Annotated in this window: 22 protein-coding genes and 2 tRNA genes; 1 reads left to right on the top strand and 23 read right to left on the bottom strand. The window is 35.7% G+C overall.

What is annotated here, in order from left to right; genetic code table 11:
* Positions 1-22: 22 nt before the first annotated feature.
* The 18 genes from dtd to HF964_RS07255 all read right to left on the bottom strand — a co-directional run bounded on the left by dtd (position 23) and on the right by HF964_RS07255 (position 19,020).
* Complete coding sequence (gene dtd, locus HF964_RS07340) at positions 23-469, bottom strand: D-aminoacyl-tRNA deacylase (RefSeq protein ID WP_168722399.1); 447 nt, start codon at positions 467-469, stop codon at positions 23-25.
* A 107-nt stretch (positions 470-576) separates the two neighbouring features.
* The gene (locus HF964_RS07335; RefSeq protein WP_168722398.1) at positions 577-2,808 is read right to left on the bottom strand and encodes a RelA/SpoT family protein; all 2,232 of its coding nucleotides are present in this window, start codon (positions 2,806-2,808) and stop codon (positions 577-579) included.
* A gap of 487 nt (positions 2,809-3,295) precedes the next feature.
* Complete coding sequence (locus HF964_RS07330; protein WP_168722397.1) at positions 3,296-4,372, bottom strand: M24 family metallopeptidase; 1,077 nt, start codon at positions 4,370-4,372, stop codon at positions 3,296-3,298.
* 6 nt (positions 4,373-4,378) lie between these two features.
* Positions 4,379-4,735 (bottom strand): DUF956 family protein, encoded by a 357-nt coding sequence (locus HF964_RS07325; RefSeq protein ID WP_168722396.1) that lies wholly within the window; start codon positions 4,733-4,735, stop codon positions 4,379-4,381.
* Positions 4,736-4,824: 89 nt separating this feature from the next.
* Positions 4,825-5,763, bottom strand: coding sequence for a PTS system mannose/fructose/sorbose family transporter subunit IID (locus tag HF964_RS07320; RefSeq protein ID WP_168722395.1), 939 nt, complete (start codon positions 5,761-5,763; stop codon positions 4,825-4,827).
* A gap of 14 nt (positions 5,764-5,777) precedes the next feature.
* The gene (locus HF964_RS07315; protein WP_168722478.1) at positions 5,778-6,581 is read right to left on the bottom strand and encodes a PTS mannose/fructose/sorbose transporter subunit IIC; all 804 of its coding nucleotides are present in this window, start codon (positions 6,579-6,581) and stop codon (positions 5,778-5,780) included.
* 63 nt (positions 6,582-6,644) lie between these two features.
* A complete protein-coding gene (locus HF964_RS07310; RefSeq protein WP_168722394.1) occupies positions 6,645-7,631 on the bottom strand; it encodes a mannose/fructose/sorbose PTS transporter subunit IIA in 987 nt (328 codons plus the stop codon).
* Between the two features lie 124 nt (positions 7,632-7,755).
* On the bottom strand, positions 7,756-8,784 hold the full coding sequence (locus HF964_RS07305) for a zinc-binding alcohol dehydrogenase family protein (RefSeq protein WP_168722393.1): 1,029 nt from the start codon (positions 8,782-8,784) through the stop codon (positions 7,756-7,758).
* A gap of 211 nt (positions 8,785-8,995) precedes the next feature.
* Entirely contained in the window at positions 8,996-9,202 is a 207-nt protein-coding gene (locus HF964_RS07300) for a YqgQ family protein (protein WP_168722392.1), read from the bottom strand.
* A gap of 17 nt (positions 9,203-9,219) precedes the next feature.
* Positions 9,220-9,888, bottom strand: coding sequence for a rhomboid family intramembrane serine protease (locus tag HF964_RS07295; RefSeq protein WP_168722391.1), 669 nt, complete (start codon positions 9,886-9,888; stop codon positions 9,220-9,222).
* On the bottom strand, positions 9,872-10,435 hold the full coding sequence (locus HF964_RS07290; protein ID WP_168722390.1) for a 5-formyltetrahydrofolate cyclo-ligase: 564 nt from the start codon (positions 10,433-10,435) through the stop codon (positions 9,872-9,874). Before HF964_RS07290 ends, HF964_RS07295 begins: the two co-directional genes overlap by 17 nt.
* Before the next feature lie 145 nt (positions 10,436-10,580).
* Entirely contained in the window at positions 10,581-11,858 is a 1,278-nt protein-coding gene (locus HF964_RS07285; protein WP_168722389.1) for a dicarboxylate/amino acid:cation symporter, read from the bottom strand.
* A 101-nt stretch (positions 11,859-11,959) separates the two neighbouring features.
* Complete coding sequence (locus tag HF964_RS07280) at positions 11,960-13,306, bottom strand: amino acid permease (RefSeq protein WP_168722388.1); 1,347 nt, start codon at positions 13,304-13,306, stop codon at positions 11,960-11,962.
* Positions 13,307-13,631: 325 nt separating this feature from the next.
* Positions 13,632-14,738: a molecular chaperone DnaJ gene (gene dnaJ / locus HF964_RS07275; protein ID WP_168722387.1), complete on the bottom strand. Its 1,107-nt coding sequence runs from the start codon at positions 14,736-14,738 to the stop codon at positions 13,632-13,634.
* 94 nt (positions 14,739-14,832) lie between these two features.
* Complete coding sequence (dnaK, locus tag HF964_RS07270) at positions 14,833-16,662, bottom strand: molecular chaperone DnaK (RefSeq protein ID WP_168722386.1); 1,830 nt, start codon at positions 16,660-16,662, stop codon at positions 14,833-14,835.
* 35 nt (positions 16,663-16,697) lie between these two features.
* Positions 16,698-17,282 carry a nucleotide exchange factor GrpE gene (gene grpE / locus HF964_RS07265; protein ID WP_168722385.1) on the bottom strand — a complete coding sequence of 195 codons (585 nt, stop codon included), beginning with the start codon at positions 17,280-17,282 and terminating at the stop codon, positions 16,698-16,700.
* A 10-nt stretch (positions 17,283-17,292) separates the two neighbouring features.
* The gene (hrcA, locus tag HF964_RS07260; RefSeq protein ID WP_168722384.1) at positions 17,293-18,345 is read right to left on the bottom strand and encodes a heat-inducible transcriptional repressor HrcA; all 1,053 of its coding nucleotides are present in this window, start codon (positions 18,343-18,345) and stop codon (positions 17,293-17,295) included.
* 126 nt (positions 18,346-18,471) lie between these two features.
* Positions 18,472-19,020 carry a GNAT family N-acetyltransferase gene (locus HF964_RS07255; RefSeq protein WP_168722383.1) on the bottom strand — a complete coding sequence of 183 codons (549 nt, stop codon included), beginning with the start codon at positions 19,018-19,020 and terminating at the stop codon, positions 18,472-18,474.
* A 164-nt stretch (positions 19,021-19,184) separates the two neighbouring features.
* On the opposite strand from HF964_RS07255, the gene HF964_RS07250 reads away from it, so the two are divergent.
* A complete protein-coding gene (locus HF964_RS07250) occupies positions 19,185-20,789 on the top strand; it encodes a M3 family oligoendopeptidase (protein WP_168722382.1) in 1,605 nt (534 codons plus the stop codon).
* Between the two features lie 181 nt (positions 20,790-20,970).
* Here HF964_RS07250 and HF964_RS07245 read toward each other — a convergent pair whose 3' ends face one another.
* The 5 genes from HF964_RS07245 to HF964_RS07225 form a co-directional block, all read right to left on the bottom strand.
* On the bottom strand, positions 20,971-21,681 hold the full coding sequence (locus HF964_RS07245) for a DnaD domain-containing protein (protein ID WP_168722381.1): 711 nt from the start codon (positions 21,679-21,681) through the stop codon (positions 20,971-20,973).
* A 96-nt stretch (positions 21,682-21,777) separates the two neighbouring features.
* Positions 21,778-23,073, bottom strand: a complete 1,296-nt coding sequence (asnS, locus tag HF964_RS07240; protein WP_168722477.1) for an asparagine--tRNA ligase — start codon at positions 23,071-23,073, stop codon at positions 21,778-21,780.
* A 125-nt stretch (positions 23,074-23,198) separates the two neighbouring features.
* A complete protein-coding gene (locus HF964_RS07235) occupies positions 23,199-23,711 on the bottom strand; it encodes a cell wall elongation regulator TseB-like domain-containing protein (protein WP_168722380.1) in 513 nt (170 codons plus the stop codon).
* 156 nt (positions 23,712-23,867) lie between these two features.
* Positions 23,868-23,941: transfer RNA gene (locus HF964_RS07230), tRNA-Met, on the bottom strand.
* Between the two features lie 25 nt (positions 23,942-23,966).
* A tRNA-Ser gene (locus HF964_RS07225) sits at positions 23,967-24,056 on the bottom strand.
* Positions 24,057-24,092: the final 36 nt, after the last annotated feature.

Here is a 24,092-nt window from a genome sequence, read left to right as displayed (position 1 = left end):
TTGCCCCCCCTTTTTTAATTTATTAATCTATTTCAGTATCTAAGATAATCGTTACTGGGCCATCATTTATCAATGATACCTGCATATCAGCACCAAATACTCCTGTTGCAACCTTTAACCCACTAGCCGCAAGCTTTTCATTTAAATCATGATATACCTTACTAGCATATTCTGGAGTACCTGCATCAGTAAAACTTGGTCGATTTCCCTTTCGCGTTCTAGCATATAATGTAAATTGTGAAACTGATAATATCTCTCCATCAATATCCAATAACGATTGATTCATTTTACCATCTGAATCTTCAAAAATTCTTAAGTTAAGAATTTTTCGGCAGATATATTCAATATCTTGTTGTTTATCACTATCTTTAACTGCTATCAAAAGCATGACGCCTTGCTTGATAGCACCTTGAACTTTATTTTCAATTGCAACTTGTGCCTCAGTAACTCGTTGAACTATTACACGCATGATCTCTCCTAAAAAAATGAGGATGGAATAAACCGTAGTTTGCATCCCATCCTCTAGTTTTGAATATTATTTAAACTTAAAAAATAGCATTTGCCTAATTTACGTAGTTAGTGTTGTGCACGTTTTACATCATAAACATCTGGAATGTTATTTAATCCATTCATCAATTGATCTAGATGTATTTTATTACGAACACCTACCGAGAGTGAAATCAGCGCTAAGCCGTTATGATCTACTCGCCCGTTAACTGATGTAAGATACTTAGTATTATTGTTAGCAATTTTGATAACATCATTTAACAAACCGTTACGATTATTCCCACTGATTGTTAAATCTGCGTCATAGTTTGGTCGCTCACCCTCAGGATTTTCCCAAGAAACCTCAATTAAGCGCTGACCATTTCTTTCAGCATCTCGTATATTGGGACAATCAGCACGATGGACTGATACACCACGTCCTTTAGTAATATATCCCACAATTTCATCACCAGGAATTGGTGTACAACAATGACTCAATCGCACTAATAGTCCATCAACACCTTGAATCATTACTCCTTCAGAAGAGGAGTTACTTCGCTTCTGTGTAAACTTAGAAGAAACATCCATTTGTTTATGTTCTTCAAGTAATTCACGTTGCTGCTGTTCAATACGATCAGCTTCCATCTCAGCCCGTTTAATCTCGGTAAGTTTATTAGCTACTCCTTGTGGCGCCAAATCACCAAAACCAAGTGCTGCAAACATATCTGGAATACTCATAACATGAAGCTTGCTAATTGTTCGTTCTTCATTTTCTTCCGTTAAAATATCTTCAGGATTAAATCCTTCGCTTTGTAGAAAATCAATAATTAACGTTTTTCCAGCCTCAATGTTTTCTTCACGATTCTGTTTACGGAAATACTGGCGAATTTTATTTCGTGCCCGTCGAGTTGAAACAATATTAAACCAATCCCGACTCGGGCGAGCTGTATTGCTAGTTATAATTTCAACGATATCACCAGTCTTTAACTCATAATTTAATGGAACCATTTTTCCATTTACGCGAGCACCCGTTGTTTTGTGGCCAATTTCAGTGTGAATCGTGTAAGCCATATCAAGAGGACCTGCACCTTTTGGTAATTCATAGACATCACCCTTAGGTGTAAAAGCAAAGACACGATCAGTAAATAAATCACCCTTAACTGAATCCATAAAATCATCAGCATCTTTGGATTCTTTTTGCAATTCCAAAATACCTTGAATCATGTTTAATTTCTGTTGGTCATTACTTTGAACATTGGCACCATCAAAATTACCTTCTTTATAGGCCCAGTGTGCGGCAACTCCATATTCGGCAATGCGGTGCATTTCATGAGTGCGAATTTGAATTTCTAATCGCTTACCTTCTGGTCCAATTACAGTGGTGTGTAAACTTTGATACCCATTAGCTTTTGGTAAGGCAATGTAATCTTTAAAACGTCCTGGAATTGGCGTCCATTTTGAATGAATAATTCCTAAAACAGCGTATGTTTCAGGAATCGTATTAACTTCGATTCGGATTGCTAGTAAATCATAAATTTCATCAAATTTTTTTTTCTTATCGACCATTTTCCGATAAACTGAATAAATGTGCTTGGGCCGACCATAAATTTTAATGTTATGATAACCTAACTCATCAGTTGCATTAGTAATGTAGTCGATTGCATCCCGAATGTATTCTAAGCGTTCATCACGCCGACTATCCATTAAATGTGCAATGCGGTGATATTGTTCCGGATTCAAATATCTTAAGGCCGTATCTTCAAGTTCCCATTTAATAGTGCTAATCCCTAATCTATCGGCTAGTGGTGCATAGATTTCTAGGGTTTCAGCCGAAATACGACGTTGTTTTTCAGGTCGTAAATGTTGCAAAGTGCGCATATTGTGTAAACGATCAGAAAGTTTGACGATAATAACTCGAATATCTTTAGACATTGCCAAGAGGAGTTTGCGATGATTTTCAGCCAATTGCTCTTGGCTACTCTTATATTCAATTTTTCCTAATTTTGTCACACCATTAACAATTAGTGCCACATTATCGCCAAACTTATGTTGCAAATCAATTATCGTTGCATCGGTATCTTCAACGACATCATGCAAATATCCGGCAACAATCGTTTCTGGATCCATATGAAGCTGCGCCAAAATACCTGCAACTTGGATTGGATGAATAATATATGGTTCCCCTGATTTACGTACTTGATCTTTATGCAAAGAAGCCGCATATTCATATGCTTTATCAACAAACGCAACATGCTCAGGATTCATGTACGTTGTTACTGCCTGATGAACTTCATCAGCTGTCCAATTTTTTTGTTTTGGCATTGCTTTCACCTTACTTTCGGTAAGATAAATGTCCGATTCAGTATCAATAGCAGACAATTACCTTGCATGTTTAAATTAATGTATATTATAACGTAAAATTTTCAGAAAATGTACTGTTCTAAATCTTAAATCTTGGCTAATAATGAATTTATTACCTAAACTTTCTAAAAAAGCATTCGGACAATATTGATAAATACTACTAAAAATAGGTTGTGACATAACTCTTTTTGAGTACTAAATTGCTACCAAAATGCACTCCCGAAGTCCGATATATTCGAAATACGACAAAATCCTCTATGAAGAATTTTCTTCATAGAGGATTTTTAATGCATTTCTCGATATCGCCCGAACTCTGTCACAACTCCTTTTATTATATATTTGTACTTTTAAAAGACGCTTTAGCTGTAAGCAATACTGGTAAAAAATAGTTATATTATCACATTTTTTAGTTCACGATTGTTTAGCTTCAAATTAACTAGTTTATTATTTAGATATGAATTAACTCAGTTGTCAAATCAGCCGTTAAATTAATATAGCCATTCTCAGTTACAATAATGTCATCTTCAATTCTAACCCCTCCAATATTTGGCAAATAAATTCCAGGTTCAATTGTTAATAAATTATTAGTAACCATTTCATCTGTCAATGAGCGACTAATATTAGGGCCTTCATGAATGGCTAAACCAATTCCATGACCCATGCCATGATTAAACTCCTTACCATAACCAGCCTTAGTAATATAATCACGTCCAATACGATCAAGTTCACTACTTGGGACACCATTAAAAACACTCTCGACTACTAATTTTTGTGCTACTCGTACAATTTCATAGATTTCTTCTAACTCCGCTGAAATTGCGCCGACTGCAAAAGTTCTAGTAATGTCAGAAGTATAACCATCTACAAAATAACCAAAATCAATGGTTACCAATTCACCCGTAGCAATTGGTTTATTAGAAGCTAATCCATGCGGTAATGCACCACGCCAACCACTAGCGACAATGGTATCAAATGATGCTTTTTGTGCACCGCGTTTACGAGCCTCATAATCAAGTTCATTGCTGATTTCAAGTTCTGTCATACCTGGCTTAATCTTAGGTAAAATCGCATTAAAAGCTGCAATAGAAATATCACATGCTTTTTGTAATGCTTTCAATTCATTTATATCCTTGATTTCACGCATGGCCTCAATAATTCCGGGCACTGGTAAAAATTCTTCAGCTACAATTAATTCATCAAGTAAGTCAAAAATTTTAAATGGTAAATCATCTTCAAAACCAACTCGTTGCAGATTTTGTTTTTCAATAATATCAGCCGCGGTTTGATAATAGTTACGTGTAATAATTAAAGTAGCATTATCATCCATTGATTGCCCTAATTCTTCTTCATACCGAGCATCAGTAATCACGCTGACACCCGCTTGTGAGACAACTACTAGCCCGTCACCTTCTCCACCAAGAAAGCCACTTAAATAACGCATATTATCACCATTAGTGATTATAATCCCATCTAATTCACTCATTTGAAGTAATTTTTTTAACTTTGTAACTCTTTCTTGATACATTTATGTTTACCTTTTAGTTATCCTTTTAAACATACCTTCAAACGAACTAATATTACGTGTGAAAATATTATGCGGCAAATGTTGACCCATTGTTTGCAATGCACGTCGCCCTTTACTGACAACAAAATTAAAAGTGCCGCTTTTAGTATCAACGAAAAAGCCCCTGACATAGCGACGGCCAAAAAACAATTGCGCACGAACACCAACAATTTCTTTATAGGGAATTTGAATATATCCTTGACCTTCCCCACGAAATTCAAGGCCACGTTCTCCAATAAACAATACACCTGGCTTTGGAATCATTGACGTATACATTGAATTAGCTTTAATTTCTAGCTCAACTTTTTTATTTAGTGGTTCCATGTATTCATCCCCAATCTATTAAGGTATTACCATTTTAGCATTATCTTGGTATTCAAAACATAAAAAAAACCGGTTACCCGGTTTTTTTATTATCCTAAGATACCAGCCCAGTAACCAAGAATACCAACGATAAATAAACCGAAGATAATCCAGATTGGGTTAACCTTACGCTTAAGTAACCAAAGAACAATCAATAAGAGTAAGAGTGGTGCAAGACCTGGAAGAAGTGAATTCAAAGTATCTTGTAAAGTTGTAACTTTAAAAGTATCAACTGTCTTACCTGCAACAACTTGATCAATTACATTTCGTAATTGATCAACACTTAATTTACCGTTATTTGCGGCATTTGTTAAGTGATGTAAATCAACTACGTTAGCAGCTTGATTCTTAACTTTAGAAACTTGAAGTACAAAGTTCATTGTTGTCCAACGTGGAACCAAAACACCTAAAACAAACATCCCAAGGATTGAAGCACCTTGTGTAATTTTTGGCAACATTCCACCTGATAAATCTTGTGTGATATTAACCCCTTGTTTGTAACCAAATGATTGTGTGTACCAGAGGAAGCTCATCCGAATAGCATTCCATACAACGAAGAAAATAATTGGTGCAAGTACATTTTGTGCTAATGCAAGTGAAGCACAGAAAGCTCCAAGTACTGGCCGAATTGTTGCCCAGAAAACTGGGTCTCCAACTCCGGCAAGTGGTCCCATCATCCCAACTTTAACCCCATTAATAGTTTCATCATTAATGTCAGCTCCGTTGGCACGTTGTTCTTCTAAAGCAAGTTCAACACCAAGAATTGGTGATGCTAAATATGGGTGAGTATTAAAGAACTCTAGGTGGCGCTTTAAAGCGTCAATGCGTTCTTCTTTTGTTTTGTATAAGCGACGAATCGCTGGAATCATTGCATATGCCCAACCAAGATTTTGCATACGTTCGTAGTTCCATGAACCTTGAAGGAAGAAACTACGCCACCAAACGGTGATTAAATCACGTTTTGTTAATTTTTTTTCGTTATCAGCCATGATTGCATTCCTCCTTAGTAATTATTTAAAATATCATCAATTGGGTCCCCACCATTCGATGAGCCACCATTTGATGGACCGCCACCACGGCCATTAAATTCAGGTGAGAGTTGAAGATAAAGTAAGGCAATTACTACCCCAATGATACCCATTGCAATTAAGTTTAATTGTGTAACTGCAGAAAGGGCAAAACCAAGGAAGAAGAATGGCCATAATTGTGGTGTTGCCATCATACTAATAACCATTCCATAACCAACAACAACAATAAAGCCACCGGCAACACCTAAACCACCAGTAATAACCTTAGGAATAGCCCCAAGTGCATCTCGGACTGGGCCAGCTCCAACAGCCATAACAATCATTGTTGGAATCGCAATTCGAAGACCTTGAATAATAAGTGCTATTACGTGAACCATTTCAACACCTCGAAGGCTACCTTTTTCGGCATAACGGTCCGCAGTGTGGGCTAACGCAACTGTTAATGTCCGAACAAAGATCGTTAATACTTGACCTGCAACGGCAAGTGGAATTGCAACAGCAATCCCAGTATTAACTTCAACTTGAGCCGGTCCAGTAACCAAATAAGCGGAAATAACAGATGCTAATGCAGCATCTGGGGCAACCGCAGCCCCAACGTTAAACCATCCCAAAGCAATTAATTGGAGTGTCCCACCAAGAACTACTCCTTCCATTAAGTGCCCATTAGCCAAACCAATCAAAGAAGCAGCAACAATTGGTTGGTGAAATTGGAATTCATCAAGAATTCCTTCAACCCCGGCTAAGAAGGCAAACAAGACAACAAAAAATGCTGACATAATAATTCCTCCATAATAAAATATAAAAATTTAGATAATTAAATAAATCCCATCGAATAAGCTAAATTAAGCCATTCCTTTTTTCTTAAGAGCTGCAAATAAATCTTCACTTGAGTCCGCAGGTACTTTACGAATTTCAAATTTAACACCCTTTTCAGCCATGCTTTTATATGTTTCAACATCATTTTGGTCAACCGCAATTGTGTTAGTAACCATCGTTTTACCATCACTAAATGACATCGAACCGATGTTAACTTCATCAAACACAACCCCTGCATCTACCACCCGTTTAACATCTTGTGGATTTTCAAATAGGAATAATGCTTTAACTGAACGGAAACGTGGATCGTCATAAACTTCAATCAATTTATCAACCGGAATCACGTTAGCCTTAACCCCTGAAGGTGCTGCTTGCGTAATCAATGTCTTTCGTAATTCATCGTGGGATACTCCATCAGATACAACAATAATTCGATTAGGTCGTACTGACTTTGTCCAAGCTGTTGCAACTTGACCATGAAGTAATCGCGAATCAATTCGAACTAAACGAACATCAAATTCGATTTTGCCAGTATGCTCGGCTGGCGTAGTTGCTGACACTTGAGGTGTATCTTCAACAGTTGCAACTGTCTGTGTTGTTGCCTCGGTAGCTTCAACAGTTTCAGGAATACTTTTGACACCATCACGTGCAACTCCAACAAGATAATGAGCAATTTCTTCAGCTTTTTGCATTGAAAAGCGTGCACCATAAGCTTCAATTAGCATTGGTAAATTTAGGCCTGTTACAATCGCTGTTTTATCAGGGTTTACTGCTTGAATACGATTAGCTGCATTAAAAGGTGAACCACCCCATAAATCAACTAAGAATAAAACTTCGTCCCCCTCATCAAATGTTTTGATTGCTTGATCTAAATGTGCCATCAAATCATCTGGTCCTTCATCGGGCATGAATGTAACCACTTGAACCTTTTCTTGTTCCCCGAAAATCATTTGTCCGGATTGCTTGATACCTTCGGCAAACTTACCGTGGCTTGCAATAATAATTCCGACCATGTTAATTTCCTTCCTTTCCATTATTCACTTTTCCGTGAACATAAGTAAATAATAGTTAATTTCTCAGCTTTTGTAAAGCGCTTTCATTTAAAAATAATTATCTTTTTTTAATTTTTTACATTGACTATTCAACTGGCCCAGTTATTACTAATTTCCCAATCATTTCACCATTCTCAATAATTTGGTGTGCTAATTTTAAATTAGCTAACGTGAGTCCTTTAAGTGTCTTTGTTAGCGTTGAATGAATTATGCTTGTATTCAACAATTCAGCTATTTGTTGTAAATATTCACCTTGAGATTCAATTTGAAAATTATACTGTGTTTTAGCAAACATAAATTCCCAATTAAAACTAGCACTCTTATTTTTAAGTAAATTCATCGGTAATAAAGCTTCACTAGCTGCGATGGCCCCAATTTGTCCAAAAGGAGCAATTAACGTCGCTACTTTTTTGAAATGCATATCAGTTGCATTCAATATTACTGCATTATCAACGGTTTCAAATCCTAATTCATGTACAGTAGTTACATAATCTTCACGATGATTTACGATATAATCCGCTCCCATCTTTGCTACAAAGGCTTTAGTTTCAGGCCGTGAAGCTGTTGCGATAACAGTCATGCCAATCCATTTAGCGAGTTGAATTAATACTGACCCTACCCCACCAGCACCATTCACTACTAATAATGTTTCGCCATCGTGTGCGTCAGCTTCAGGACGTAGATGTAGCTTTTCAAAAAGTAACTCGTATGCAGTTAACGCTGTTAATGGCATTGCTGCTGCTTGCGCATCAGACAACGTAACCGGTGCTAAAGCCATAATTTCTTCACGAACTAACTGGTATGTTGCGTTGCTACCTGCTCGAGTCGCATCACCGGCGTAAAACACTCGATTTCCTGGCTTGAATTTGGTTACTTCGCTCCCAATAGCGATGACTTCACCAACTGCATCATAACCAAAAACCTTTGGAGTTGCAGTTTTAGCTAATCCCATCCGTAATTTAGTATCAACTGGATTGACCGAAACTGCGCTTATTTTAACTAATACATCATGTCCTGTCGGTGTTACTATTGGCAACTTAACATATTCAAAACTAGATTCATTTTCAATTGGCAAACCTTGGTATGCACCAATTCCTAAATTTTGTTTAATCATTTTTATTCCTCGCTTAAAAATTTATTCCGTGTTCACCATCTATTATATGTTTTTTATACTGTTATAGCTAAAATATTTTGTCAAGAATTACTAACTTTCAAAAGCTTCATTGCTTCAAAAAATTTTATATTATTTATTGTATAGTAGCCTCAAATATATCCTAAATATAATAAAAAAACCTTGAAGAATTTCTTCAAGGCTATCTAATAATTTAAATTCTTTGTCGTTGTTCTTCCAAAGTATGCTCATGGCGCAAAATCAACTTAAATTTCGCATATCGCTGTTCTTCAAGGACTCCCGCACGATATAAATTATCGATTTCTAAAGCCGCTAATTCAAGATCACCTAACCGGCTACCAACATAAATATAGACATCAAATTTCTTTAAATATTGTAAAATATCATAATACGTATTCATTTATCTCACCTATTGCTTTATCCATTATAAAGCCACCACATTGTTACTATGGTATAAATTGCCAAGCCAATCATCCCCCAAAACTGATAACGCCTAATATTAGGACCAAAATTTTTGGGTGTACCAACCATTAATGCAGTAAGAAAACCAGTTATTAAACCACCAACATGCCCCAAAATATCAATTCCGCTCCCTGGCCACAAAGCAAAAACTAAGTTCATAATGATTAAAATTCCAAATTGACGCCCTAAAGCATGAAAATAATCTGATTGACGATATATGAATCCTAACATTACAAAGGCTCCAAACATACCAAAAATTGAAGTTGAAGCACCAGCTGAAATTGTATTTGGCATCAATGAACTACTTAAAAGATTACCACCTATCCCTGCAATCATATAAATTAGTGTAAAGCGCCACCAACCAAATAGCTGTTCTAAAAATATGCCACAGAAATATACCGTTAACATATTTAAAAATAAATGTTCAAATCCAATATGAATGAATATAGGAGTTATTAATCGATACCATTGGCCAGCAAGGATATACGGTTGAAAACTTGCACCAAACCGTAATAGATTTGGGATAGCCGTCGTTCCTCCGCTTACAGTCATAATTATAAAAACAATTATACTTATTGCAACCAACAGATATGTGATATATGGCTTTTTATTTATTATTTGCATTTTTTTCTCCAATAAGTATTCGATCAACCGGCTGGTCAAATGATTCACTTTGCCAATCCATTTGCTCAGTGACTAATTCTTTAGCACTTAAACTAATTTTAGTCCCCACAAAATTTACCAAAAAGCGATCATAATAGCCACCGCCAAAACCAATTCTCATACCATTATTACATGCAAAACGTAATCCAGGCACAATTAGTAAATCGATGGGTGCGGGAGTAGGAACCTCTTGTTCAATTGGTTCTAATACCCCAAAACTATTTTTAACTAGTTGATCATTTAATTGATATGGTAAAAATTTTAATTGATGCCCAGGCATACATTTTGGTAGATAAACATTTTTTCCAATTTCAAGTGCTTTATTAATAATAAGTTGTGTTGGTAATTCTAATGGCATGCTGTACGTTATACCAATATTTTGTGCATTTTGCCAATCTGGTAAATTGCTTAGTTGTTTTAAATTATCAGCCATAATTGCGTTTTTTGCATCTAGTGTTAGTTGGCGTAACGCAATGATAGCATCCTGCCTTAAAGTTTCTTTATCCATGGTTACCTCCAACTTATAATATTACTAATTATACCATTTTAACTTATTAAAATTATTTGTTTAACAAATTTAAACTCTATTATTGCCATTAATAAAAAAAGCGGTAGGAAAAATTTCCCACCGCTTTTGGATACATTTTTTACTATTACTTTTTGTAACTTGCAACATATTCAACGTACTTATCATGATCAAATTCATGCTCTGATTTACCAATAATAAGTGTTGCTAATCCATTACCAGCTACGTTAACTGCCGTTCGACCCATATCCACTAGTCGATCAATTCCAGCAATTAGTGCTAAACCAGATACTGGTACCCCAATTGTTGAAACAGTTGCTAAGAGAACCACAAACGATGCTCCTGGTACACCAGCCATCCCTTTTGATGAGACCATTAAAACAACTAATAAAGTCAACTGTTGCCCAATTGAAAGATGAATGTGATATGCCTGAGCCATAAATACTGCAGCCAATGCTTGATAAATTGCTGAACCATCTAAGTTAAAAGTATATCCAGTTGGGATAACAAAGGAAACAACTCCCTTTGAAACACCCATTTTTTGTGTCTTTTCAATCAACTTTGGTAAGGTAACTTCTGAACTAGCAGTTGAGAAAGCAAGTACTAATTCATCCTTAAAAACTGTTAAGACATCAAAAATATTAATTTTGTAAATTGCAGCAATTGCCCCAAGAATTACGATGATGAAGATCGCCATCGTTAAGTAAGCAACTCCAATAAACAAGCCTAATGGTTTTAATGATGCCAATCCAAGTTGAGCAACAGTAACTCCGATTAGTCCAGCTACACCGAATGGCGCAAATTCCATAACCCAAGCAGTAACTTTAAACATAACCTCGGAAACAGCTTGTAAGAAATCAATAACAATTTGACCTCGTTCACCAATAGCTGAAATCCCTAAACCGAAGAAAACTGAAAAGAAAATTACGGGTAACATGCTGCCTTCGCTTAAGGCGGCAAAAATATTTGTTGGTACAATTGACATTAAAATGGATCCCAAACCATTATGACTTGCAACCTTTGCTGTAGCAACATATTTTGAAATATCTGCGGCTTCTAGTCCCTTTAGATTTACAAAGTGTCCAATATCAGTGATATTAGCAACGAGCAAACCTAGAATTAAAGCAATTGTGGATACCACCTCAAAATATAAAATGGTTTTACCACCCACACGGCCTAATTTATGCAAATCACCAATATTAGCAATTCCGACAGTTAGACTAGTTACAACAATTGGTAATACGATCATTGATATCATATTAATGAAAAATGTTCCTACACCTTGAGCAAAAACGGTAAATCCTTGATTTTTATAAAAAATAACTCCAAGGATTATCCCAACAGCTAGCCCAATTAAAATCCGCCAGCCTAGAGAAATCCGCATTACCTTCTTATTCATCTTCATTCTGCTTGCTCCTCTATTTATACATTAAAAAATTAAAAATACATTAGTTTCTATTGTAGAATGAATTTAAGGTAATTGTAAATGTTTTTTACGAATATTTTTCAAATTTTTTTCTTTTTTTCTTTAAATCTCCATACAATCAACACAATAAACCATATGATTGTTCCTATTGCTGCATACATAGTTTCTTTTTGCATGAACAATACTACAAAAACAAAAGCTAAAAATGCAAGAATCAGATAGTCTGTAAAAGGTGCTCCAGGCATTTTAAAGGCTGTATTTTCAAGCGTATTTTTCAATGTTTTTTTATATCTTAAATGGGCCAAGACAATTAATGCATAGATTGCAATAAATGTTGTCGTTGCAACACTAGTAATAAAACCAAAAACTTTACCCTGAAGAACACCATTTAAAACAACTGCTAAACTAATAATCGCAACTGACATATTTACAGCACGGGTCGGTACTTGTGCGTGTGATAATTTATGAAAATAATTGTTTTCACTTGTAAGTGCAAAAATCATGCGGCTAGTTGTGAAAATTGAACTATTTAAAGCAGAAGCAGAGGCTGTTAAAACAACAAAATTAATTATTCCTGCAGCCGCGGGTATACCAACTGCAGCAAAGACTTTCACAAATGGTGATTCTGAACCAGAAAAATTAACCCATGGATAGATACTCATAACAACTAACAACGACCCAACATAAAATAATAAAATTCGAGTTGGAATATCATTTATTGCTTTAGGAATAATTTTTTTAGGATTCTTAGTCTCTGAAGCCGTTACCCCCACAATTTCAATACCAACAAAGGCAAAGAATACCATTTGAAAAGCTAAAATTGCATTTTTGGGACCAGTTGGGAACCAACCACCGTGATTTACTAAATTGCCAAGTGAAGCATGGCCCATTGGGGTCTTAAAATGAATTGCAATTAATACAATCCCTAGGATAATTAAAGCAATAATTGCAACAATTTTAATCATTGCAAACCAAAATTCAGTTTCTCCAAACGCCTTAACCGTGATTGAGTTCAAGCCCCAAATAATTAACAAAAATATTAAATCAGGAATCCATTGCGGAATACTTGGAAACCAATATTGAATATAAATCCCTGTAGCTGTCAGATCTCCCATGGCAATAGTTATCCAACTAATCCAATATGTCCAACCAGCAATGTAACTAGCATCAACACCTATATATTGTTCAATAAAATTAATAAAACTATGTTTACTAGTATCTGACAATAATAACTCACCGAGAGCCCGCATAATTAGGAAGGCAAAGACTCCTGTTAACATATAAATCCAAATAATTCCAGGTCCAGCTAATTTAATAGACGACCCTGCTCCCATAAAAAGTCCTGTTCCAATTGTCCCACCAAGGGCAATTAATTGAATATGGCGCCCTTTGAGGTCACGTGCCATTTCTACTTCTTGTTTATCCATAATTGATATCCTACTCTCTAATTTATCGATAAATTTAGTGTATCGTTTTTGCCTAGGTGAATCAAATGACTCTTATTCATTGTTTAGATGAATTTTATTCACTTAAATAAAAAATTGTGATACTACATTTCAATACTATTCATCATTAAAAAAAATGGCCTTACACCGGCATAATTCCGATATAAGGCCATTTCAAAACAGTTAATTACATAACTATTTTTATGTTATTTAATTTGTCAACTTGACAAGTACCAGTACACTAATTCACACTAGCACTTAACTTCTGTCATAGTTTAACTTTTATTCAACTATTTACCGCATTATCTTATTTAAAAAACCCGGTTTTAGGTGCTTTATCGCCACTAGCAATAGCAAAAGCTTTCAAAGCTTCTTTTTGCCCTTTATTTAAACTTGTTGGCACCTTAACTGTCACAGTCACATGTTGATCACCATTACCGTGTCCACGGAATACTGGCGCCCCCTTCCCCTTTAAACGGAAGTTTGTGCCTGGTTGAGTTCCAGCTGGAATTTTCATCTTAACATCCCCATGAACGGTTTTAATTAAGACTTCATCACCTAGTGCTAATTGTGAGAACGTTAAACCTTGCGTACTGTAAATATCAGCTCCGTTACGTTCAAAATCAGGTGATTTAGCAATATTGAAACTTACATACAAATCACCATAAGGACCACCGTTAACTCCCGCATTACCTTGACTAGAGAAGCGCATTTGAACGTGATCTTCCACTCCAGCAGGGATTGGTAAATCAACTTCATGCATTTCACGTGTGTGCCCAGTTCCGTGACAAGTTTCACATTTTTCTTTGATTTCTTTACCAGTTCCATGACAAACATCACATGTAGCCTGTGTTTGAATGCGACCAAACATTGTATCTTGCACAACATTAATCACACCAGAACCACCACATTTGTGACAGGTTACTGGTGATGTGCCCGCCTTAGCTCCTGAGCCATGACAAGTTTCACATTCTTCATCACGTTGATACTTAACTCGAACAGTTTTACCAAAAACAGCTTCTTCAAAAGTTAAGTTAACAACTTGTTCTATATCATCACCAACTTGTGGGGCATTTGGATCACGGCGACGGCTACCGCCACCCCCAAACATTTGTCCAAAAATATCTTCAAAGCCACCAAAGCCGCCTTGACCACCGAAACCACCTTGACCACCGCCAAAACCACCAAAGCCTTGGGGACCATCAGCAGAACCATACTGATCAAAATTAGCACGTTTTTGTTCATCGCCAAGTGTTTCATAAGCTTCCTGTACTTGCTTATACTTATCCTCAGCACCTGCTTCATGATTAATATCCGGGTGATACTTCTTTGACAATTTACGGTATGCTTTTTTTATTTCATCTTGTGAGGCGCTTTTATCAACACCTAATGTTTCATATGGATTATTGCCCATCGTTTCATCCCTTCTTACTGCATCGCACAATTAAATACTTGATAGACAAAGCGGGTTTGGGAAATTTCCCAAACCCACTAGGTCGATTCATAAATTACTTCTTATTCTTAGGATCTACTTCTTCAAAGTCACCATCAACAGTGTTATCAGTGGCTTTACCATCAGTTTCACCAGCTTGACCTTGAGCAGCTTCACCTTGTTGGTATAACTTAACAGCTAATTCTTGAGCAGCTTCACTTAAAGCTTCTTTCTTAGCTTTCATATCATCAAGGTTATCGTCAGCTTGAGCCTTCTTCAAATCTTCAAGAGCAGTTTTAGTTGCTGCAGTATCTGTTTCTGGTAACTTATCACCAACTTCTTTTAATGTCTTTTCAGTTTGGAAAATTAATTGGTCAACTTCATTGCGTAAGTCAACTTCTTCCTTACGCTTAGCATCGGCTTCTTCGTTAGCCTTAGCATCGTTCATCATACGTTCGATTTCTTCATCAGTTAAACCTGAGTTTGACTTGATAGTAATCTTTTGTTCCTTGTTAGTTCCAAGGTCCTTAGCAGATACGTTAACAATTCCGTTCTTATCAATATCGAAAGTAACTTCGATTTGAGGGATTCCACGTGGAGCAGCTGGAATGTCAGTTAATTGGAAACGTCCCAAAGTCTTGTTATCAGCAGCCATTGAACGTTCACCTTGCAACACGTGGATATCCACAGCTGGTTGGTTATCAGCGGCAGTTGAGAATGTTTGTGACTTAGAAACTGGAATCGTTGTGTTACGGTCGATTAACTTAGTAAAGACCCCACCCATTGTTTCGATACCAAGTGAAAGTGGTGTAACATCAAGAAGGACCACATCAGTAACATCCCCAGTGATAACTCCACCTTGTACGGCCGCACCAAGGGCAACGGCTTCATCAGGGTTAATTGAGTGTGATGGTTCCTTACCAGTTAACTTCCGTACTGATTCTTGAACAGCTGGAATCCGTGTTGAACCACCATTTAAGATAACTTGATCAATATCAGCCATTGTAAGACCTGCATCCTTCAAGGCATTACGAACAGGTTCTTCAGCGCGTTCAATCAAATCAACTGTTAATTGGTTAAACTTTGCTTGTGAAAGTGAAGTTTGGATGTGCAATGGACCTTCGTTGCTTGAAGCAATAAATGGCAAGTCAATTTGAGCTTCGGTTGAAGAAGAAAGGGTCTTCTTAGCTGCTTCAGCGGCATCCTTCAAACGTTGCATTGCAAGTGTATCTGATGACAAATCAACACCATGTTCAGCCTTGAAATCAGCAATTAACCAATCAATAATCTTGTTATCAAAGTCATCCCCACCAAGGTGAGTATCACCATTAGTTGAAAGAACGTCAAAGACACCATCTCCTAATTCAAGAATTGAAACGTCAAAAGTACCACCACCAAGGTCATATACTAAGATTTTTTCATCACGGTCATCACTATCCATACCGTAAGCTAATGCGGCAGCTGTAGGTTCGTTAATAATTCGTTCAACCTTCAAACCAGCGATTGTACCGGCATCTTTTGTTGCTTGACGTTGGGCATCGTTAAAGTAGGCAGGTACTGTAATAACAGCTTGAGTAACTTCTTCACCTAAGTAATCTTCAGCGTACTTCTTGATGTATTGTAATACCATTGCTGAAACTTGTTCTGGTGTGTATGAAGTACCTTCAACGTCAACTTTGTAACCTGATTCACCCATGTGACGCTTAATTGATGCAATTGTGTTAGGGTTAGTAACCATTTGACGTTTAGCAGTATCCCCAACAACCGTTTCACCGTTCTTAAACGCAACTACAGAAGGCGTAGTACGGTTACCATCTGGGTTAGTGATAATTTTTGCTTTACCACCTTCTAAGACTGCAACAGCTGAGTTAGTTGTACCTAAATCAATACCAATAATCTTTGACATTATATCCTTACCTCTTTTAATAATTTTTTTATTTTTTATTGTGCTACGCTAACCATTGCTGGTCGCAAAACACGATCTTTTAACATATATCCTTTTTGAAGCACACTTACAACCGTATCAGCTGGATGTTGCTCATCAGCTGCCACTGATTGAATGGCTTGGTGACAAGTTGGATCAAAAGCTTCACCTTCAGCACCAACTGCTTTAATATCGTTACTCTCAAGCGCCTGGTTAACAGTCTTTAAGACCATTTCAACACCTGTTTTCAACTTTTCGGCAGCTTCACCTTCAGCTGGTACTGCTAACGCACGTTCTAAATTATCAATAGCAGGAATAACTGCTTTAGCTAATTTAGTACCTTCGTATTTAAGCATGGTTTCTTGTTCCTTCTTAAAACGCGTATGCATGTTAGCAATTTCAGCTTGACTACGAAGATATTTATCTTCCATTGCGGCTAATTGTGCTTCTAAGTCAGCGATTTGATTAGCTTCCGGTGTATTTTGGTCAACTGTTGCGTCTGCTTCAGTTCCTTGGGGTTCATTACCCTCAATATTTTCACTTGCAGTCGCTTGCGTAGCATCAATTTCTTGTTCATCTACGCTTTTCTTTTCCTCGGCCATTTAGCACCTCCTACTCATCATAAAATTGATAATAATTTATTAGTTTATTTGTTAGCTCTTGCTTAAATGCTCCAAGTAGGCCAATCGTACGTGAATACGACATCCGGGTTGGACCAAGAATTGCAATCATACCCCGTCCATGATTACCAACATCATAGGTTGCTGTTAGTAATGAATAATTTTTTAGTAAATCGTTGGCAATTTCATCTCCAATTTTGACTGACACTTTCGTGCTATCTTCCATTTGAGAAGGAATCATCATATCGTGCATATCAGTTTTATTGCTTAACAAATGATATAAATCCTTAATAGTTGTAGGATCATCAATACTACTAAAATCAAGTAGATTCAATCGCCCACCTACAAAGAATTGATCTGATGTTGCACGATCTAATGCCTGGCCAAAGGTTTGTAAAAAACCATCAGGGGTTTTCAAGTACTGTGTTATTTGAATTGGTATATCAGTCAACAACCGTTGCAAAACAATACTTAATGGCTGACCGACAAGTTGATCATTAACTATACGCACGATTGCTTCTAGTTGATCACCGCTGACATCTTTACCAATTGCAAATTGTTGACTCTCAACTTCTCCACTATCAGTAACTAGAATTGCTAAAACTTGGTGATTACCAAGAGGTACTAATCGAAAACCAGATAATCGAACATCACTTATCTCGGGTTTTATTGCTAATGCAGTATATGACGTTAATTTTGACAACATATTCGTAGAATTAGCAATTATCTCATCAACTTTTGCATATGATCCATTAAGTGACTGTCGAATCATTGATAAGTCATTTTGACCAATCAAAATATCACGATGTTTTAAATGGTCTACATAATAGCGATACCCCGCTAATGATGGGATTCGACCAGAACTTGTATGTTCTTTTTGAATCAAACCAAAATCTTCCAAGACGGCCATTTCATTTCGAATTGTTGCTGAACTAACTGAAATACTCAGCATTTCAACTAACTTCTTGGAACCAACAGCATGCCCGGTTTCAGTGTAAGCAAGTACAATCGCTTGGAGAATTAATTTCTGGCGATCTGTTAACATACCTTTCACCTCACTTTAGCACTCATAACCTCCAAGTGCTAACAATTAATATAATACTCTTTAGTCAAAGAATGTCAAACATTTGCATAAAAAAATTGCAAAAAAAGCCAAAAATTTATTACCACTTTAATCTAAAGCTTTAATCATATGTTTATAGGCATGCTCACCAATCATTATTTGACTTACTGTAGAGAAACCTTGCTTACTGTATAGCTTTTCTGCACGTGGATTACTGTTATCTACGTTCAAACTAATTTTTTCAAAATCATTTAGACGTGCACTTTCAATTGTTGCTTCTATTAATGCTTTACCAATTCCATGACCACGATAATTTGGATTAACTGATAACATTTCTAAATACCATTCTTCTGGCCATGCTTCTTGGTTAGGATGTAAATCAATTCCCTGAGTGCTTTTTAAGATATCAGCACGTGTTTGCATTTCAACATCAGCAGGATAAGAATAACTCATCCCCACAATTTTACCATCAATTTCAGCAAGCAAAATATCTGTATAATCTAGTAATCTTTCTAAATTATATGCTTGTGTTATTAAATTTATTTTATCATTATCAGTAAAATTAACTAATTCTTTTAATTCCATTTGATTGATAATCGTCAATATTAAATTTGAAACTAACGATTGATCACTGGAATGGGCTTCACGAATTTTCATTTTTTTCCTCTTAGTTTAACTTATTTTATTGCAAGTTTACCATAGCTTACTATATATGTTATTAGAATTATGTCATTAAATGATTCTTTTGTTTTGTGTAAAGCACTTTCTCAGGCCAAAAATTATGGTATGATTAAAGGAATATTAGAATTTAGGAGAATATTATGGCCCAAAAATTACAAGTGCTACAGTATGTTCGACCAGATTTTGATGTCTTTCGTTTAGACTATATTGATGCAGTTCAAAAATTTAAAAAAGCTGAGTCTGTAAATATTGCTCAAATGACCATTCAGAATCTAGACAATCTCAATGACTCCCTAATATCAACTTATGAAATTTTACAAACTTTAGCAACTCAACATCCAGCTGATAAAACATATATCGATGAATTAGCTATCTGGGACATGCAAGTCCCACTTTTACAAGACTTAGCATACCGCCTTGCAAATAGCTTAATAAAATCAAAATTTCGTAATCAACTAGCAATCGCCTTACCATTAGCAAAGTTTAAATTAGCTGAAAATCAATTAAAGACATATTCTACTGAGATTGACGCTTTATTACTAGATGAACAAATCCTTATCAATCAATATCATAAAATATTATCAACGGCAACAATTAACGTCAATGGCCATGTTTTGTCATTAACTAGCGCATTACAAATATTATTCACTTTAGATATTCAGACACAGACACTGATTGAAACTACTGTTACCAATTTTTTAACATTAAATCAAGCTAAACTAATTACCTTATTTGAAAAATTAACAGCCAATCGTAAACAACAAGCTAAAATACTTAACTATTCTACTTATAGTGAATTTAATATGGCTCGTCATAATCATATTGATTACACTATCAATGAAGTCCTAACCCTTTGCGACACAATTCTTAATACCATACCAATTAAACTTGATCAACCCGATTTGCCACAAACAAACGCTAATTTCACTAGTACTAATCTTCAAAAAAATTTAAAACCGTTTTTAGATGCCATTGATCCAGTAACTACGCGTTTTTATGATTATTTAGTAGAGCATAATAGTTTGCATTTCACGAATAACATATATTGTGATGTCCCAAGCCTTGCTACATTTATTATCAATAAACAATTGCCAGAAATCACAATTAATACTGATTGTTTACCTAATCAGGTTGATGCACTATTAAATCAATTTGGCCGGGCCTTTCAAGCGTTCTCAATTCGTGGTCTTAAATCAGGTAACTTAATTTTTTCATTTACCGATACACAAACGGCTTTAGCTAAAGGATTTGAATTTATTAGCTGGCCTTGGCTTCATTTACTAATTGGCAATGATGCACAAACATTTCAAAAATTAATGATTAAAAAGAATTTACAAGCGTTAAACTATCACGCCAATCAAATTAAATTTGCTAATTATTTATATCAACCATCTACACCATCTCTAGCTGAATTAAATAATTTGTGGCCTAATCAATTAGGACAGTTACCAACATGGTTATTAGACGAAACACTAATTACTCATCCTAATACCGCGGTTGATGATCTTTTAGGTATTGTTATCGGAATGCAGTTTTGGCAGCCGACTGAAGAACAAGGAAATGCTGATATTGTTAATAAGTATATCCAATTTGCAAAAAACAGTTCACACGATAGTTTACTAAATTTACTAAACTTATGTGCTATTGAATCACCATTTGATTCAGCCACCTTACCTTCATTATTAAATACCATTAACGATTACGCGCAACATCTAGTATCTACTGGCTTAACGGTCAGTGACTAAATAGTAATAGATGGTAACAGCTATACGATAAAAGTTTAATGAGACTGCGCCAAAGCTGGTCTCGATAAATATACACAAAAAAGCTAGGAAAAGTAAATTCCTAGCTTTTTTGTGTATGTCTATGGTCACACTCCTATTTTGTCTGTATTAAGAGGCTATTAAAATTTTAATTCAAGCGTGCTTAATTATTTTCTAAATTTGTGATATCAATATATGGAATATTTCGAATCCTCATATTTTCTGGTTTCTTATCATTGTTCATTTTTTGTTGTCGTGCATTTCGATGCTGAGCAACATCTAGCTCGGTTTTAATATTCTTTTGTTGCCAATTTACTAATATCTGCTCAATATATCGGAAGTTATAAACATTATTTAGTACAGCTTCCCTTAATGCCATTAAAATTGTTTCTGGGTCATAATTTTCATCATCAAGCCATTTACTAACAGTTTGTAATTCAAACGTTGATAATGGTCGTCTAAACTCACTTTCAATGGTTGCAAATACCTCTTGTCGAGTGGCACGTTTTGATTGTTGTGGAGTAATAATTTTATTTTCTACATCAATTTCACCCAAAAGCTTAGCATATAGGCCATCAAAATTTAGTTGATCAATTTTCTGGCCGAATTCATTTGTAACTGTCTTTATTTCAGCTAATTTGGCAGCAATCATGCTTTGTAGTACATTGGCAACTGCATTTTTGGTCATATGTAAAAATTTCGCAATAATAGTTAAATCAGGCAAATCTTGTCCCCGTTCTACTGCTTTTTTCAATTGAATGTAGACAACTAATTGCTCGTTATTCATCCCAATATCTTGATAATGTTCTAACAAGTAATTGCTTATCGATAAGCTACCTGCTTTGATAAAAGCATCCACTGTTTCTTGTTTCATTGTGTAGCCCTCCACTGCTAGTAATATATTTATTATATATAATAAAACGCGGTAGATTCAAAAAATAATCTACCACGTTCAAAAGTATTATATTTATTATGGACGGATTCGCGTAATTGTTCGAGGGAATGGAATTGCTTCACGAATATGTTCAGTTCCAGTAATCCAAGTAACAGCACGTTCAAGACCTAAACCAAAACCACTGTGTGGCACTGAACCGTACTTACGTAAGTCTAAATACCAACCATATTCATCAAGACTCAAACCTTGTTCTTCGATGCGGGCTTTTAAGTATTCGTAGTCAGTATCACGTTCTGAGCCACCAATAATTTCACCGTAGCCTTCTGGTGCAAGCAAGTCAGCTGAAATAACAATATCATCACGAAGCGGATGACGTTTCATATAGAAGGCCTTAATTGCTTTTGGAAAGTTAACGATAAAGACTGGTTTTTCAAAGTGGTTAGCCAAGAATGTTTCTTCAGGTGAGCCAAAATCGACACCCCATTCAACATCGAAGCCATTTTCTTTTAATAATTCAACCGCATCATCATATGAAAGACGTGGGAATGGTAATTGGGTGTATTTACGAAGTGTTTCAATATCACGATCAAGCAATTTTAATTCGTAAGCACAGTGATCAATCACGTTTTGCACTAGAAATGCAATGTAGCGTTCTTGTAATTCAAGACTATCTTCTTGGTGCATCCACGCCATTTCAGGTTCAATCATCCAAAATTCAGTCAAGTGACGACGAGTCTTTGATTTTTCAGCACGGAAAGTTGGGCCGAAAGTAAAGACCTTACCATATGCCATTGCACCTGCTTCAGCATATAATTGACCAGTTTGTGATAGGAAAGCTGGTTGGCCAAAGTAATCAGTTTCAAATAATTCAGTTGTTCCTTCCGGAGCTGAACCAGTTAAAATTGGGGCATCCAATTTGGTAAAGCCTTCGTTATTAAAGAATTCGTAAGTTGCACGAATAATTTCGTTACGGACTTTCATGATAGCGAATGGTTTTTGGTGACGAAGATACAAATGACGGTTATCCATCAAAAAATCTGTACCATGTTCTTTAGGTGTGATTGGATATTCATCAGATTCACCGATAACTTCAATATTTGAAATTTCAATTTCATAACCAAAATGTGAGCGTTGGTCTTCGTGAATGGTCCCAGTAATTTTAATTGCGGTCTCTTGCTTCAATTCCTTAGCTAATTCAAAGATTTCTTCTGCAACATTAGCTTTAATAACTACTCCTTGGAAATATGCTGAACCATCACGTAATTGTAAGAACGCAATTTTACCACTAGAACGTTTATTTGTTAACCAAGCGCCAATCACGACTTCTTCATCAACATGTTTTCCTGCATCAATAATGTTAATACTTTCCATTTTTTCATCCTTTTGATTGATATTATTAGCTATTTTGGGGTCATTACACTTATTGTTGTGTAATGACCACCAGATTGACATAGCTCATCCAAACGATACTTTTTAACATTTAAAATGTACCTCTATTATAGATTTTGAATTAATTTCAATTGCTTACCATTTGTAAATTGAATGGTCGCAAAGCTTAGATTTTGTTTTTGATCTAAATATGAAACATCCCAGGCAGGTGCCCCATCATATAATGTTAAGGCAACTGAATAAACCTTTTTAGGACTGTAACGTTGTTGCACAAGACTTCTAACTTGATTTTCTGATAGGCCATCATTCATTTTTAAAATTACTGGCTTAAATTTTTTATCATTTGCATGCATGATAACTGCTATATCTTGCTTTTTATTGTTTTCTCCAATTACCGAATAGTAAATCTTAGAGCGCTTTGAAACTAGAAAAGAATCTACCTGTGTAATTCCACTCTTCTTAGCAATCGCCTCATATGTGTTTTTATCACTTTTTGCTGGATTTAAAGCAACTTCAAAAATCACAATTATTGCAATAATTACTAACAATAATACACTAATAATTACCATGCTTGGCTTTATTTTAAATTTACGCTGGTAAATATTTTGGCGTAATTGCATTTACTTTTCTCCTTTTCAATTTGGCCTAACTATTTTACATTATATCAAAAAAATGGCTTGTTTAACTATGATTTCTTTTTTTTCAAAAAATATTTCAAAAAACTTTTACCATTAAGAACAAAAAAAGACTAAGCTAAAGCCTAGTCTTTTGTTTAATTGCGGGAGCTGGATTTGAACCAACGACCTTCGGGTTATGGGCCCGACGAGCTACCGAACTGCTCCATCCCGCGATAATATTATTTAAATTTATTGATAAGGAGGATGAGAGATTCGAACTCTCGCGCCGGTTTCCCGACCTGATGGTTTTCAAGACCATTCCCTTCAGCCAGACTTGGGTAATCCTCCATAATATTCAATTATACAATTAACATTTACATCAAT

Origin of the sequence: Periweissella fabalis (genome assembly GCF_012396505.1) — a bacterium.
In the GTDB taxonomy this organism is placed as follows: Bacteria; Bacillota; Bacilli; order Lactobacillales; family Lactobacillaceae; genus Periweissella; species Periweissella fabalis.
Note: the sequence above shows the minus strand (reverse complement) of the source record. Positions and strands in the feature narration are given on the sequence as shown.